17 protein-coding genes are annotated in these 14,586 nt (G+C 62.7%); 6 read left to right on the top strand and 11 right to left on the bottom strand.

Features of this window, described 5'->3' with window-relative positions; translation table 11 throughout:
* Positions 1–62: 62 nt before the first annotated feature.
* Together AC07VI_RS05205 and AC07VI_RS05210 are read right to left on the bottom strand one after the other, a co-directional pair.
* Positions 63–413, bottom strand: a complete 351-nt coding sequence (locus AC07VI_RS05205; RefSeq protein ID WP_086145884.1) for an AzlD domain-containing protein — start codon at positions 411–413, stop codon at positions 63–65.
* Positions 406–1,140, bottom strand: coding sequence for an AzlC family ABC transporter permease (locus AC07VI_RS05210; RefSeq protein ID WP_086145885.1), 735 nt, complete (start codon positions 1,138–1,140; stop codon positions 406–408). The genes AC07VI_RS05205 and AC07VI_RS05210 overlap by 8 nt, the downstream gene beginning before the upstream one ends.
* Positions 1,141–1,397: 257 nt before the next feature.
* On the opposite strand from AC07VI_RS05210, the gene AC07VI_RS05215 reads away from it, so the two are divergent.
* From AC07VI_RS05215 to AC07VI_RS05230, 4 genes are all read left to right on the top strand, one after another.
* On the top strand, positions 1,398–1,592 hold the full coding sequence (locus AC07VI_RS05215; RefSeq protein WP_070220739.1) for a zinc-finger domain-containing protein: 195 nt from the start codon (positions 1,398–1,400) through the stop codon (positions 1,590–1,592).
* Positions 1,593–1,670: 78 nt separating this feature from the next.
* The gene (locus tag AC07VI_RS05220) at positions 1,671–2,096 is read left to right on the top strand and encodes a YybH family protein (RefSeq protein WP_086145886.1); all 426 of its coding nucleotides are present in this window, start codon (positions 1,671–1,673) and stop codon (positions 2,094–2,096) included.
* Positions 2,097–2,107: 11 nt separating this feature from the next.
* Complete coding sequence (locus AC07VI_RS05225; RefSeq protein ID WP_086145887.1) at positions 2,108–3,121, top strand: YheT family hydrolase; 1,014 nt, start codon at positions 2,108–2,110, stop codon at positions 3,119–3,121.
* Positions 3,114–3,704: a DUF2946 family protein gene (locus AC07VI_RS05230; RefSeq protein ID WP_099374095.1), complete on the top strand. Its 591-nt coding sequence runs from the start codon at positions 3,114–3,116 to the stop codon at positions 3,702–3,704. Before AC07VI_RS05225 ends, AC07VI_RS05230 begins: the two co-directional genes overlap by 8 nt.
* A 3-nt stretch (positions 3,705–3,707) precedes the next feature.
* Here AC07VI_RS05230 and AC07VI_RS05235 read toward each other — a convergent pair whose 3' ends face one another.
* Positions 3,708–5,288 carry a beta-barrel assembly-enhancing protease gene (locus AC07VI_RS05235; RefSeq protein ID WP_086145921.1) on the bottom strand — a complete coding sequence of 527 codons (1,581 nt, stop codon included), beginning with the start codon at positions 5,286–5,288 and terminating at the stop codon, positions 3,708–3,710.
* A gap of 196 nt (positions 5,289–5,484) precedes the next feature.
* Here AC07VI_RS05235 and moaC point away from each other — a divergent pair, with 196 nt between their 5' ends.
* Positions 5,485–5,991: a cyclic pyranopterin monophosphate synthase MoaC gene (gene moaC / locus AC07VI_RS05240; protein WP_086145922.1), complete on the top strand. Its 507-nt coding sequence runs from the start codon at positions 5,485–5,487 to the stop codon at positions 5,989–5,991.
* Positions 5,992–6,009: 18 nt separating this feature from the next.
* On the opposite strand, the gene AC07VI_RS05245 is transcribed toward moaC, so the two are convergent.
* The gene (locus tag AC07VI_RS05245) at positions 6,010–6,471 is read right to left on the bottom strand and encodes a DUF6713 family protein (RefSeq protein ID WP_492996005.1); all 462 of its coding nucleotides are present in this window, start codon (positions 6,469–6,471) and stop codon (positions 6,010–6,012) included.
* A 79-nt stretch (positions 6,472–6,550) separates the two neighbouring features.
* Here AC07VI_RS05245 and AC07VI_RS05250 point away from each other — a divergent pair, with 79 nt between their 5' ends.
* On the top strand, positions 6,551–7,273 hold the full coding sequence (locus AC07VI_RS05250; RefSeq protein WP_086145890.1) for a flagellar brake protein: 723 nt from the start codon (positions 6,551–6,553) through the stop codon (positions 7,271–7,273).
* 15 nt (positions 7,274–7,288) lie between these two features.
* On the opposite strand, the gene AC07VI_RS05255 is transcribed toward AC07VI_RS05250, so the two are convergent.
* The 7 genes from AC07VI_RS05255 to recA form a co-directional block, all read right to left on the bottom strand.
* Positions 7,289–7,753, bottom strand: coding sequence for a pilin (locus AC07VI_RS05255; RefSeq protein ID WP_086145891.1), 465 nt, complete (start codon positions 7,751–7,753; stop codon positions 7,289–7,291).
* Between the two features lie 211 nt (positions 7,754–7,964).
* Positions 7,965–8,846 (bottom strand): succinate--CoA ligase subunit alpha, encoded by an 882-nt coding sequence (gene sucD / locus AC07VI_RS05260; RefSeq protein ID WP_034746085.1) that lies wholly within the window; start codon positions 8,844–8,846, stop codon positions 7,965–7,967.
* A gap of 13 nt (positions 8,847–8,859) precedes the next feature.
* Positions 8,860–10,029 (bottom strand): ADP-forming succinate--CoA ligase subunit beta, encoded by a 1,170-nt coding sequence (gene sucC, locus AC07VI_RS05265; protein ID WP_086145892.1) that lies wholly within the window; start codon positions 10,027–10,029, stop codon positions 8,860–8,862.
* A 75-nt stretch (positions 10,030–10,104) separates the two neighbouring features.
* Positions 10,105–10,665 carry a DUF2889 domain-containing protein gene (locus AC07VI_RS05270; protein ID WP_086145893.1) on the bottom strand — a complete coding sequence of 187 codons (561 nt, stop codon included), beginning with the start codon at positions 10,663–10,665 and terminating at the stop codon, positions 10,105–10,107.
* Positions 10,666–10,932: 267 nt separating this feature from the next.
* Positions 10,933–12,471, bottom strand: a complete 1,539-nt coding sequence (locus AC07VI_RS05275; RefSeq protein WP_492996008.1) for a methyltransferase regulatory domain-containing protein — start codon at positions 12,469–12,471, stop codon at positions 10,933–10,935.
* Positions 12,472–12,694: 223 nt separating this feature from the next.
* Entirely contained in the window at positions 12,695–13,150 is a 456-nt protein-coding gene (recX, locus tag AC07VI_RS05280) for a recombination regulator RecX (RefSeq protein WP_492996010.1), read from the bottom strand.
* 136 nt (positions 13,151–13,286) lie between these two features.
* Entirely contained in the window at positions 13,287–14,390 is a 1,104-nt protein-coding gene (gene recA / locus AC07VI_RS05285) for a recombinase RecA (protein ID WP_086145896.1), read from the bottom strand.
* Between the last annotated feature and the right edge of the window lie 196 nt (positions 14,391–14,586).

Genomic DNA, 14,586 nt, shown 5'->3' on the forward strand with positions numbered 1-14,586 from the left:
GAGTGGAAGGAAGTGCGCTATTTTACCGCAATGACCAGAGCAAATCGCCGATTTGTCCTGCTTTACTGAAAAACATGCAACAGTCGCAAGCCCGTGAAAACCAGCATGCCAAAGATGATGGTTTGCAACATATTGCGGCGAATCACGAAAAAGATCGTGGCGGCAATACCTGACAAGAGTTTCAAATTAGATAATTCAAAGTGCAGCTGCTGCCCCTCCATCAGCATGTCGGGCGCGATGATGGCCGCCAGCGCGCAGGCCGGCGCAAAGCGCAGCATTTCGTTGATGCGGCGCGGAATGCTGATGTGATGGCCGACCAGCCAGAAGGTGCTGCGCGTGGCGGCCGTGGCCACCACCAGCACGGCGATGGCGATCCACACGTCGGCCCTGCCCCAGTCCCATCCGTCAAACATGGCGCTTGTTCCATTTCTCGGTCAATTCTTCCACGGCCATGGCCGCCAGCATGCCGGCCAGAACGGCCACCAGCAAGCCCAGTTTATAGGGCAGGCCGAAGGCCAGCACGGCCACCGTGCCCGCCACCAGCACGCCGCACAGGGCGGCGCGGCCGAGGATCAGCGGTATCGTCACGCACAGGATGGCCAGGGTGCCGGCAAAGCCCAGCCCCCACTCGGCCGGCACGACGGCGCCCAGCACGATGCCGATGAAGGAACCGCTCTGCCAGGCCAGCCAGTTCGGGTAAATCAGGCCCTTGAGGAAGGGCAGCTTGGCCGGGTCCGGCGTTTCATGCGGGTAGCGCTGCAGGAACAGGCCCACCGTGATATCGCCGGAGACATAGCCGAGCGCAAAGCGCTGGCGCCACGGCAGATGCGCAAAATGGGGGGCCAGCAGCACGGAAAAGATAACAAAACGCAAATTGACGACGAGGGCCGTGGCGAAGATCACCCACACGGGCGCCTGCGCGGCCAGCAGGGGCAAGGATGCGAGCTGGGCCGAGCCGGCAAAGACAAACAGGGTCATGGCGCCCGCCTGCGCCACCGTCAGGCCGCTTTTCACCATGGCCACGCCCACCACCATGCCCCAGGCGGCGATGCCCAGCAGGCTGGGCGCGCCCAGTTTCAGGCCGGCGCGCCAGGCGTCTTGCAGCAGGGCGTCATCCCTGGCGGCCAGCACGGCGCTCACGCGGCGCTCCGCCAGGCTGAGTGTGGCAACTGCACAACAATGGTGCGCAAGGCGCAGGGGCGCAACGGTAATACCGACAAGGCAAATCCAGTCTCAAGGCGCCGCAGGTGCCGTCTTTTCGCAAAAATCCGCGCCGCGGCTGAAGGTGATCAAGCCGCCATTTTAGCCATGATTTTTGCTGTCTGCCTGAATCCGTTAAAATCGTGGTTTTGGCAGCAGCCGACTTCCTTCCATACAGCCTCACGGAGCATGACAAGATGACAAAAACCACCCAGCCAGCGGTCGAACTCGACGGTAAAGACCTGCCTGCCCACTGCCCTAACCCGGCCATGCCGCTGTGGTCGTCGCATCCGCGCGTGTTTCTGGAATTCAACAAGGACGGCATCGCCAAGTGCCCGTACTGCGGCACGGCGTACACGCTGAAGGAAGGCGCCAGCGCCGGCCATCATTAAACTGCCCAGCGGCGCGCCACCAGCGCGCCGTTTTTATTTGCATCAACCTGAGTGGTACCGATACAGCCCGGAGTCGTCATGAAACGTCTGAAGGAACTCAATGGCAGCGCCGCCGAAGTCGAAGCGGCGTTCTACGACGCCTTGCACCGCGCCGACCTCGAAGCGCTGATGGCGCTGTGGGCCGACGACGAGGAAATCGTCTGCATCCACCCGGGCGGCGCGCGCCTGATCGGCCATGCCGCCATCCGCGCCTCGTGGGAAACCATCCTGTCCGGCGGCGGCCTGCACATCGTGCCCACGCATCTGCATGAAACGCACAATCTGATGAGTTCCGTGCATACGGTCATCGAAGGCATCACCAGCGACGAGAGCGGACCGGCGCACCTGCTGGCGACGAATGTGTACGTGAAGACCCCGCGCGGCTGGCGCATCGTGCTGCACCACGCGTCCATCGCGCCCGGCGGCGCGCCGGCCGACAGCACGGGGACGCAGATCCTGCACTAAGCCCTTCCCGCATGACTTACAACGCCCCATTCTGGCTGCCCGGCGGCCACTTGCAAACGATTTATCCGGCCCTGTGCCTCGCCAGGCCGGACGTGCCCTTGCGCCGCGAACGCTGGCAGGCGCCCGATGGCGACTTCGTCGACGTCGACCTGGTCGACGGCCAGCCGGGCCAGCCCTTCGTGGTGCTGTTCCACGGCCTGGAAGGTTCGTCGAACAGCCATTACGCGCGCGCCCTGATGGCCGAGGTGGCGGCGCGCGGCTGGTCCGGCGCCGTGCCGCATTTTCGCGGCTGCTCGGGCGAGCCGAACCTGGCGCCCCGTTTTTACCATTCGGGCGACGCGCAGGAAGTGGACTGGGTGCTGCGCCGCTTGCGCCCGCGCGCCACGGGAAAATTTTACGCGGCCGGCGTGTCGCTGGGCGGCAACGCCCTGCTGTGCTGGCTGGGCCAGTCGCAGCACCAGGCGGAGATCGTCGACGCGGCCGCGGCCGTGTCCGCCCCGCTTGACCTGGCGCAAGGCGGCAAGGCCCTGTCGTCGGGCGCCAACCGCCTGTACACGCGCATGTTCCTGAACACCCTGAAACCGAAATGCCTGGCCAAGCTGGAGCAGTTCCCCGGCCTGTTTGCGCGCGAGGCCATGCTGGCCGCGCGCGACCTGCACGCCTTCGACAACGTCGTCACGGCGCCGCTGCACGGCTACCGCGACGCCGACGATTACTGGCACCGCGCCAGCGCCAAGCACGTCTTGCGCGACATCACCGTGCCGACCCTGGTCCTGAATGCGCAAAACGACCCCTTCCTGCCCGGACGCTACCTGCCGCGCAGCGCCGCGCCGCAGGTCACACTCGAGTATCCGCGCCACGGCGGCCACGTCGGCTTTGCCGCCGGAAAGTTGCCTGGCAGCATAGACTGGCTGCCGCAACGGCTGCTGTCCTTTTTTGAAGGCGGCAGCGCGGCGCCGTCTGCGCCGCAAAGCTGTCACGCTGACGGTTTGCGCACTTCACCGGAAAACGCCTTACATGGATGATCTCGTCAAGCAGGCCCTGGCCAAATGGCCGAACGTGCCCCACTGCTACGGGTGGCTGGGCCTGGACGCGCGCGGCCACTGGCGCATGCGCGATCAGCAGGCGCAGCAGCAGCAACTGCCTGGCGAGAAGATCGCCCACGCGGCCCTGTTGGGCTTTATCAACCGCAATTACGGCCATGACGAACGCGGTTGCTGGTTTTTCCAGAACGGCCCGCAACGCGTCTACCTGAACCTGGAAGCGGCGCCGTATATCGCGCGCAGCGATCCGCGGCACGGTTTTGTCTTGCAGACGGGCGCGCCGCTGGCGGCCATCGAGGCAGCGTATCTGTGCGACAACGGCGCCTTGATCTTGCGCAACGATCATATCGTGGCGCAGGTCGATGACCGCGACATGGCGCAGGTGCTGGCATCGCTGCGCCTCGATGGCCAGCTTGCCGGCGACGACGCCCTGCTGGCCTGGCTGGAAGCGGGACAAGGAAGCCTGACCTTATTGCACGCCGGCAAGGAAATTGCCGTGCAGCCGTTGCGCTACGACGCCGTGCCGCGCACCTTCGGCTTCCAGCGCGCGCCACAAGCCGAATAGGGGCTAGCCCTTCTGGTCCTTGAGCTGTTCGCGGCGCTTTTCCTGCAGTTCCCGTTCGCGCGCATCGATGACGGCCTGGTCGTAAAAGGTCGCGTCCGTGGATTTGCGGGCGATCGTCAGCTGGTCCAGCGCGGCCATGGTGGCGCCCTGCAGCACATACGATTCAGCCAGCGCGATATGCTGCAAGGTCATCTTGCCCAGGTCCGCATAGGCTTTCGCCAGTAAATCATACAGTTCCGGCTCTTCCTTGTAGAGCTGCACCTGGTCGCGCAGGTACAGCGTGGCCTGGTCGAGCTTCTTGTCCGCGATCAATGCTTCTGCATACTGGCGGGCAATACCGCGCGACAGGGGAAACTGCTGGCGTGCCGCATCGGCCGCCTTCAAGGCTTGCTGCGCCACCGCCGGCTTCTGCTCCGGCATCAGCAGCACTTCCAGCGCCATCGCCGCCAGCAGCGAATTGGGGGCCTGCGTGCCGCCCGAGGTAAACACATTCGGCCCGGCCGGCTGGTGCAGGGCCGCGTTGGCCGCATCGAGCTCCTTTTGCGCATCAAACGGCTTGCCCTGCTTGACGGCGACAAAGGACAAGCCGTAATGGGCGGCCGTCACCTGGAAGCGGCTTTGCTGTTCCAGCTGCGTCTTGAACACGGCTTTCGCATTCAACAGGCCCTGCACGCTTTCATCCTGCAGCACGCGGGCCCGCGCCCTTGCCAGGTGGAAATTCAAGCTGTCCGGGCGCTGCTTGTACGGCTGCTCGCGGATGCGCGCCTGGATGTCGGCGATGCGCTCCGTCGTCAGCGGGTGGGTCTGCAGGTAGGCGGGCATCAGGTCGCTGTACGAACGGCTGGCCGCCTGCATGCGGCCGAAGAAGGCCACCATGCCGGTGGTGTCGAAGCCGGCTTCGCCCATGATCTGGAAGCCGATGCGGTCGGCTTCGCGCTCGGCGTCGCGGCCGAAATTGAGCTGGCGCTGGATGGCCAGGCCCTGACCGGCGGCAAACACGCCCATGGCCACGTCGCCGCCGGCGCGCGAGGCCAGCGCCGCGAGCAGCATGGCCGCCAGCGGCATGAGGGCGTCCTGGCGCTGCTGGCCCAGCATGCGGGCGATATGGCGCTGCGCCACATGGCCGATCTCGTGCGACAGCACGGACGCCAGTTCCGCCTCCGTTTGCGCCGCCAGCACCAGCGCCGAGTGCACGCCGATGAAGCCGCCGGGCAAGGCAAATGCGTTCAACTGGGGATCGCGCACGGCAAAGAAGAAATAATCGTAATTCGTTTCGCCGCGCACGCTGGGGCGCGCCGCCACGAGGGCGTTGCCGAAGGTATTCAGGTATTCGAGCAGGGGCGCGTCGTCAAGATAGTCGCGGTCGCCGCGGATGCCGCGCATGATTTCCTCGCCGATCTTGCGCTCCATCGCCGGCGACAGGTCTTCGCGCGAGGTATCGCCCAGGTTCGGCAGGTTCGGCGCCGGCGGCACGGCCGGCGGCGTCCAGCTGCCGGCCGGTTTGGCGGCAGCGCCGGCAGCCGGCGCGGATGTATAGGTTTGCGCCAGCGCACATGGCGCAGCGAAGCACAGCGCGGCCAGCACGGACGCGCGCCATGACTGGCGCGGCAATGCCGCAGCGGCGTTTTCAAGTACGGTCTGGAGGGTAGTTTTTGAATTCACGGGTGCTATCATACCTTGTTCGCGGCGCCGTTTCCGCGCGACAGGCATGCGATATGCTTGTGGCACGGCTGGACATTCCGGCATGCCGCGCCCCATTTCCCGACCCTATTTTGACGCCATGACAACAGCAGACACGCAAGCCCCCGCCGGGGAACTGACCCATTTCGACGCCACGGGCCAGGCCCATATGGTCGACGTGGGCAGCAAGGAAGACACGCGCCGCAGCGCCGTGGCCGCCGGCACCATCCGCATGCAGCCGGCCACCCTGGCCTTGATCATTTCCGGCAATGCGAAAAAGGGCGACGTGCTGGGCATCGCCCGCATCGCCGCCATCATGGGCGCCAAGCGCACCAGCGACCTGATCCCCCTGTGCCACCCGCTGGCCCTCACGCGCGTCACCGTCGATTTCGAAGTCGATGCAGCGGCCAACAGCGTGCACTGCCGCGCCCAGGTCGACACGACGGGCAAGACGGGCGTGGAAATGGAAGCGCTCACTTCCGTGCAAATCGGCTTGCTGACGATCTACGACATGTGCAAGGCCGTCGACCGGGGCATGGTCATGACCAACGTGCGCGTGCTGGAAAAGCATGGCGGCAAGTCCGGCGATTGGCACGCCGAAGTGTAAGGCGACTGCGCCGCCGCCTCAGGCGGGCACCGGCCGCGTCGCCTTGACGCGGCGCAAGTCGCCCAACAGCCACGCGGCGCACGCCAGGCACAGCACGAGAATGGCGATCGACAGGGGCAGGTGGAACTGCTCCAGTCCCGCCAGCGCGAAGCCGGCGTGGATGAGGAAAGTGCCTGCGCCCAGCGCGGCGCACACCGCCGCATAGCGGAACGCCTGCCGGGTGCCCAGCAGCACATGCCGGTAGCCCACCAGTACCACGGCAATCGCCGCCAGATTGAATACCAGGAAACCCTGTATGCCGCCCGGCACATGGAACATTTCCCATTCCCGCCAGTAGGCTGCGTCGACCTGGTGCAGGATCAATGCCAACATCGTCCAGAAGTAGCTGCGCGAAATAAGATTTACATTCGTTAATATTGACGCAATTGTAAAGCGTGAAAGGCCCGACACCAGCATCGCAGGATTTTTTTTCCTGCCCATCCGAATTTTATTGATGTAAATGCTTTTTCATCAAGAATTCATGCATACTGCTATCCGACAACATTGAGATGAGCATCGCATGACAAGCAACAAGCCCGCCGCCGAAAGCAAGCTCCAGGACTTCGAGTTCGAGGCGATGAATCTGCAGGTGGGCGGACGCATCCAGTTCATCACGCACCGCACCATCAAACCCATCCAGCACTTCTCGACCCTGATCGGCTATGTGAAGGATGAGTACCTGATCGTCAAGATTCCCATGGAAAATGGCGCTTCCATCGTGCTCAACGAGGGCGACAAGCTGACCATCCGCGTGTTTTCCGGCGTCACCGTCTGCGCGTTCGCCTGCAGCGTGCTGCGCATCTTTGGCCGCCCGCTCAATTATGTCCACCTGAGCTTTCCCGACGCCATCCAGGGCACCAGCCTGCGCACGGCCATGCGCGTCAAGGTGGACATTCCGGCGCAGCTGAGCTACCGCGACGTGGCGGCCGTGCCCGTGTTTATCGTCAACCTCAGCGTTTCCGGAGCGCTGATCGAGGCGCCCGCCATGCTCACGCCCGACGACGACGGCGTGGCGCTCAGCTTTACCCTGCTGGTGCAGCCGAACAAGCACCAGATGCGCGTCAACACGCGCGCGCGCATCCAGAACGTCAGCGTGGGCAAGCCGTCCAATGGCAATGCCGCCGAGGCAAGCGAAATCTATACATATGGCGTGCAATTCATCGACCTGGAACCAACGCACTACACCTTGCTGCAAAACCTCACCTATGAAGCGCTGATCGCGGACCGGCAAAAGATCGTCTGACGCGGCGGCGGCCTCTCACAGGGGCGTGCTCGCCTGGGGAATATTGTTCCTGGTGATGGCCTCCTTGGCCACCGGGTTCGTCACGGTGGTGCTGTTGAACCAGGTCAGGCTGCTCGTGCCCGGCTTCATGGTCATGGTCACGCTTTGTCCACCGATGCCCTTGCCCAGGTCGGCTGCCAGGGTCAGCACGATATCGCCCTTGTCCACCTTGGCGCTGGCCACTTCGCGCGTGGGGCTGAACGCGGGTATGGCGCTCGGCACGCTTTCGGTGGGCGTGCTGCAGGCGGCCGCCTCGCCGCCGTTTTCCTGCACGCACAGGGCCACGGCCGTCTTCAGGGGCGCGGCGGCGGCCAGCACGTTGCTGACCTTGGCCCGCATCGTGTAGTCGCCATACTGGGGAATCGCCACGGCCGCCAGGATGCCGGCGATGGCCACCACGATCATCAGTTCTATCAGGGTAAATCCGCTCTGCGCGCGCATCGTCTCCTCCCATGGTGCAATTGCTCACGCCAGGAACGGTGCAAGCGCCATGCCAGCAGCGCGCCCGGGCAGCGGCGGTGCAAGTGGAAAGAAAAGCGACACTTTATGGCCGGTTCAGACCAGGCCCGTCGGGCCAGGCATGGAATCCGTCGCGCGCACAAAAAAAGGAGCCGAAGCTCCTTTTTTGTGCTGCATCAAGACCTGGCTGAAATTACAGCATGGCTTTCAGCAGACGCGCCATTTCCGACGGATTCTTGGTCACGGTGATGCCGCAAGCTTCCATGATTTCCAGCTTGGCTTGTGCCGTGTCGGCGCCGCCCGAGATCAGCGCGCCGGCGTGGCCCATGCGCTTGCCTGGAGGAGCCGTCACGCCGGCGATGAAGCCGACGACCGGTTTTTTCATGTTGTCTTTGATCCAATAAGCCGCGTTGGCTTCGTCAGGACCGCCGATTTCGCCGATCATGATGACCGCGTCGGTATCCGGATCGTCATTGAACATCTTCATGATGTCGATGTGCTTCAGACCGTTGATCGGGTCGCCGCCGATGCCGACTGCCGACGATTGGCCCAGGCCCAGTGCGGTCAGCTGACCCACTGCTTCATAGGTCAGGGTGCCCGAACGGGAAACAACGCCGATACGGCCCTTCTTGTGGATGTGACCTGGCATGATGCCGATCTTGATTTCGTCTGGCGTGATCAGGCCTGGGCAGTTAGGGCCCAGCAGCAGGGTTTTGCTGTTGGCTTTGGCCATGCGGTCTTTCAGGGCCATCATGTCGCGGACAGGAATGCCTTCGGTGATGCAAATGGCCAGATCCATTTCAGCTTCGACCGCTTCCCAGATCGCTGCGGCCGCGCCTGCTGGCGGCACGTAGATCACGGACACGTTGGCGCCGGTTTCTTTTTTCGCTTCGGTAACGTTAGCGAAAATAGGAATGCCTTCGAAGTCTTCGCCGGCTTTCTTCGGGTTCACGCCTGCCACGAAGGCAGCTTTGCCGTTCGCGTAGTCGCGGCAACCGCGGGTGTGGAACTGGCCGGTCTTGCCGGTGATCCCTTGGGTAACAACTTTGGTATCTTTATTGATCAGAATGGACATGTTGATTCCTTAATTAAGCTTGACCGGCAGCAGCGGCAACGACGCTCTTGGCTGCATCTTCCATGGTGTCGGCTGCGATGATAGGCAGACCGGAATCGGCCAGCATCTTTTTGCCCAGGTCTTCGTTGGTGCCCTTCATGCGCACGACCAGCGGTACGTTCAGCGAGACGGCCTTGACCGCGGCGATGACGCCTTCGGCGATCACGTCGCAACGCATGATGCCGCCGAAAATGTTCACCAGGATGGCTTTCAGGCCTGGGTTTTTCAGCATGATCTTGAACGCTTCGGTCACTTTTTCTGCCGTGGCGCCGCCGCCGACGTCCAGGAAGTTGGCTGGCTCGCCGCCGAACAGTTTAATCGTGTCCATGGTGGCCATGGCCAGGCCGGCGCCGTTCACCAGGCAGCCGATGTTGCCGTCGAGCGAGATGTAGGCCAGGTCGAATTTCGACGCTTCGATTTCAGCTGGATCTTCTTCGTCCAGATCGCGCAGGGCGACGATTTCCGGATGACGGAACAGGGCGTTCGGATCGAAGTTGAACTTGGCGTCCAGGGCGATGACTTTGCCGCTGCCGGTGACGATCAGCGGGTTGATCTCGGCCAGCGAGCAGTCGGTTTCCCAGTAGGCTTTGTACAGGCCTTGCAGGTTGGCGCGGGCGTCGGCGATGGAACCGGCAGGCACGCCGATTTTGGCGGCGATGTCGTCTGCCTGGGCATCGGTCAGGCCAACGCCCGGATCGATGGTGACGTGGTGGATCTTCTCTGGGTGGCTCTCGGCCACTTCTTCGATGTCCATGCCGCCTTCGGACGACGCCATCAGGACGATTTTCTGGGTAACGCGGTCGGTGACCAGCGAAACGTACAGTTCCTGTTTGATGTCGGCGCCTTCTTCCACCAGCAGGCGGTTGACTTTCTGGCCTTCGGCGCTGGTCTGGTGCGTGATCAGCTGCATGCCCATGATCTGGTCAGCGTATTCCTTGACCTGTTCCATCGATTTTGCCACTTTCACGCCGCCGCCCTTGCCGCGGCCACCTGCGTGGATCTGCGCCTTGACGACCCATACCGGGCCGCCCAGGGTTTCCGCAGCCTTGACGGCTTCGTCGACGGACATGCACGGAATACCGCGTGGTACCGTCACTCCGTGCTGCCGGAGGATTTCTTTGGCTTGATACTCATGGATTTTCATGCTGGCTTCCCTTCTGATACTGATTTGTAAAAATACGGTTAGTGGTGCAAAAAAACAGGAAAAACAGCGCCGGGGTCACGCTTTGGCTACCCAGCGCGGGTAATACTGTGCAACCGCCCCGCCATCGGTGCGCAGGGCGTGACACTTGTCGAGTTGAAACGGCTTTTCATGCGACAAATCAGCATTCTCGCCGTCACGGGTCGACCAGACATCGCCGGCAAATGCCTGAACCGTCGCAGTCGGCAAGACTTGCGCCAGTTCGGTCAAATGGGTACAGCCGGCGATTCCCGCCAGGCGCTGTTTCAAGTCGCGGCGGAAATTCTTCAATAAATTCAAACCGATCAGCGCCCTGTAAGCGGGGCCGATGGTATCGCAAAAACCGGGATAGGGCACGGCATCGGAGGCAGCTTCGGCCTCGACAATGGTCAGCTCGCGATCGACGGTAATGCGCAGGTGGAGGTCATGCAGAGGGGCGCCGGCGGGACGCGGGCCGGAGGCCAGGGTCGCGTCATAGCTTTTGATATCGGTGATACGGGCGTCAATATCCCACAGGCCGTCGTCGCGCATATACGCTTGGACGTCGATAACGCGGGAGTGCCGTAGGGCGCGCCGGGATACGGGAGTTGACAGGGGCATAAGACCGATGCCGCTTGCGCGGCCATAATTTAGTAAGCAGCCATGTGCATAAAGCACGCCGTTCGCAGCTTCTACGAACGGCAACCGCACCTGCGGCGCCGCAAAAACCCTAAAAGTGTAGCACACAGGGCGCTAGTTGCGCCGCAACATAATTTTTATTGATCTGCTCGCCCGCATCGGATTATTGATGCAAGTTAAAAAATCAATGACCATCATTCACGATGCAAATAACACCGGGTGCCCGCGCAGGCCAGGTGGCGCGCTGCGTCAGTCCGTCACGCCCAGCGCCCGCAAAACAGGCATGGTGCGCGCGGCAAAATGGCGGGCATGCTGCAACAGTTCCGCCAGATTCTCTTCTTCCGTCAACAAGGGCTGCCCGTCCCGCGTCAGCAGCTGGTTCAGGCGGATCAGCACGGGCCACGTCTCGCGCACCCATTCTTGCGGCTCTTGCCATCCTTGCATTTTCGCCCACAAGAACAGCTGTTGTAAATGCGATACAAACACGCCGCTCCCCGTCATGGGACTGGCAAGGCTGCTCAAGTCGGTTCTTGCCAGCGCCTGCTCCAGCAAATGCGCGTTCAGACGTGCCGTCTGCGGCCGCGCCACGGCAATGTCGGCCGCGTCCTGCACGGCAAGCACGCTGCCCTTGCTGATCAAAATCAACATGATCTGCAGCAAGGCAGCCAGATTGGCGTCGGTGCCAGCCAGTTGCTGCTCCAGCTCGCCGATCGTGCACACGCGATGGTCAGCCATGGCATCGAGCACGGGCGCATACACGCGCGCGTCCATATCGGCGTCGCCCAGCACGCCATGCACGCTCAGCACCACCTCGTCGCGCGGCACGGCCAGCATCACGCGCACGGCCCGCAAGGCCGTGGCCTGGGCGAACGGCGTCAGCGTGCGCGCGCCCTTGACCCAGTAATCCTTGCGAAATTGCTGGTTGACCAGGAAAGCCCGCGTCGTTTCGCGGAGGATGGGATCGGGAATATCGGCCAGGAATTGCTGGTGCCTGGCCGTCATGTTGAGCATGTCGACAAGATCGGTATAGGTGGCGGAAGCGGCGAACTCCAGCTTGGCTTCGCTCAACATGGCTGCCACCCTGGAAAAGGCCATCGGCTGCCAGTCCGCATTGAAATACTCGTGTGCAAGATAATTGCGGTCCATCGCCTTCAGCTTCTCGAAGCGGTCCGCCAGCAGGGGATTGGCCTTCAGGTAACGCGGTTGCGTGGCGATCATCCTGTCGACGAAATCGAGTGCGCCATCGATGCGCGCCAGCACGCCCTGGCCTGGGGCTCCCATGACGCGGCTATGCTCGGCCAGCAAATCGCGCATCGGCATCATCGCGGCCCAGCCAGGCTGGGTGTTATAGCTGATGAAGGCGACACCGCCCACTTTCAGCTTGCGCTGCAGGAAGTCCACGATCAGTGCACGGTTTTCCGCCGACACCCAGCTCCAGATACCATGCAGGCAGATAAAGTCGAAATCCGGCAAGTCCTCGCGGCGGCAAAACTGCGCGAACGACTCGTCCGTGAAATGCGCGCCGGCGCCGGCGGCGCTGGCCAGCTCCTGGGCAAATGCGGCCTGTGCCGGATTAAAGTCATTGCCATACCAGCGCGTGGCCGATGCCGCGGCATGGATGTTGGCGCTGACGCCCTGGCCAAAGCCCAGCTCGCAGGCCGTGCCACTGCCCGGCAGGGCCAGACCGGCGGCCAGCAGCGGCAGGCGCAGGCGCAAGGGATTCAATTCTTCATAATAGCCATAGGTATAGGCGATTTCAGCCATATAGCCGTTATTCCAGTTGCTCATTTCGCGTCCTGTCACGATCAGTGGCGGTGCACCCATTGCGCATCGTTCAGCCGCAAGAATAACCGATCGCCACCGGGGCGCAAACCGGGAGCAGGCGATGTTTGCCAGCGCGGTTCGCGAAGACAAGGCGGCGACGGCGGCAGCTCGGCGGCCCGCCGGCAATCCAAGGCCGCCCGGCCCGCGCGCCTTGCCGGCCAGGCCGGAACGACATGCCCGGAATATCTTATTCTTCCTCGGGATCCAGCCCCTTCAGGGCCGCCTGCACGGCGCGCTGGGAAAAGCCGCGCTGCATCAGGAAGCGCATCTGCTTGTTGCGCTGCTCCGCATCCTGCGCCACCTGGCCAAACTTGCGGCGCCATACCTCGCAGGCGCGCGCAACTTCCCCTTCAGCCAGGCCCGCCTTGAGTTCCTGCAGCGCTTCGCCGCCTATGCCGTGGCTTTGCAGTTCCGCCATGATGCGGCTGTTGCCGAAGCGGGCTGCGCGGCGGTGGATCAGCGACTCGGAAAAGCGCTCCTGCGACAGCCAGTTGGCCTTTTCCAGGCTGTCGAGCAAGGCTTCCACATCGTCGCCCTCCTGCGCATGCCGCTGCAGCTTGCGCCGCAATTCCATGCGGCTGTGTTCGCGCATCGACAAAAAGCGTAGCGCCCTGCCTTTCAGGCTTAGTTGTACTGCGGCCATACACCCACCTTGTCTTTCATTCCACGATCACATCACCCAAACACAATCGCCGCCCGGCGCAACAGCGCGGGACGGCGATCATGGTCACACCTTGCCCAGCCGCCATCCGCAAGCGCGAATGGTGGCTGACGGCAGCTTACTCGGCGGCCTTGGCTTCCGCCTTGGCAGCCTTGTCGGCGGCTTTATCCGCTTTTTCCGGCTTGTCAGCGGCCAGCGGCGGCAGTTCGCGCACGCCCAGCGAAGCGCGGACCTTGTTTTCGATCTCGCGGGCCAGCGCCGGACGCTCTTGCAGGAAGGCGCGGGCGTTGTCCTTGCCCTGGCCGATGCGTTCGCCGTTGTAGCTGTACCACGAACCGGATTTTTCCACGATCTTGGCGTCCGAGCCCAGGTCCAGGATTTCGCCTTCGCGCGAGGTGCCGGCGCCGTACAGGATGTCGAAGTGCGCTTCCTTGAACGGCGGCGCGATCTTGTTCTTGACGACCTTGACCTTGGTTTCGTTGCCGATCACTTCATCGCCGGACTTGATCGAGCCGGTGCGGCGGATGTCCAGGCGCACGGAAGCGTAGAATTTCAGGGCATTGCCGCCCGTGGTCGTTTCAGGGCTGCCGAACATCACGCCGATCTTCATGCGGATCTGGTTGATGAAGATGACCAGGGTATTCGTGCGGTTGATGGAACCGGTCAGCTTGCGCAGCGCCTGCGACATCAGACGGGCTTGCAGGCCCGGCAGGGAGTCGCCCATGTCGCCTTCGATCTCGGCGCGTGGCGTCAGCGCGGCCACGGAGTCGATGACGACGAGGTCGACGCTGCCCGAACGCACGAGGGCGTCGCAGATTTCCAGTGCCTGCTCGCCCGTGTCCGGTTGCGAGATCAGCAATTCATGCAGGTTCACGCCCAGCTTTTGCGCGTAACCGACGTCGAGCGCGTGCTCGGCATCGATAAAGGCGCAGGTGCCGCCCAGTTTTTGCATTTCAGCAATGGTTTGCAGGGTCAGCGTGGTTTTACCCGACGACTCCGGACCGTAGATCTCCACCACGCGGCCGCGCGGCAAGCCGCCCACGCCCAGCGCGATATCGAGGCCGAGCGAACCGGTCGACACGACTTGCACTTCTTCGATCGGTGCGCTGGCATCCATGCGCATGACCGAACCTTTGCCAAACTGCTTCTCGATCTGCGCCAGTGCGGCGGCGAGCGCCTTGGCTTTTTCCGATGCGGGTACTACAGCTTTTTTATCGTCCATATGTTCTTTCAGCCGTTCTACAGTTGCGGATTGACTGGAATCCTGCAGCCTGCGATGGCGCCAGTGGGTTAAATTCTTTACACAGACAGTACTGTATAAAAAAACAGTGATCAATGCAAGCGGAACGTGGATTTGTTTTGAAACAGATCAATACAAGCCTGGTTTTTCACAAAAACTCGCCACCTTGCGGAAAATG

It is taken from the genome of Janthinobacterium sp. GW821-FHT03A03 (assembly GCF_059421435.1).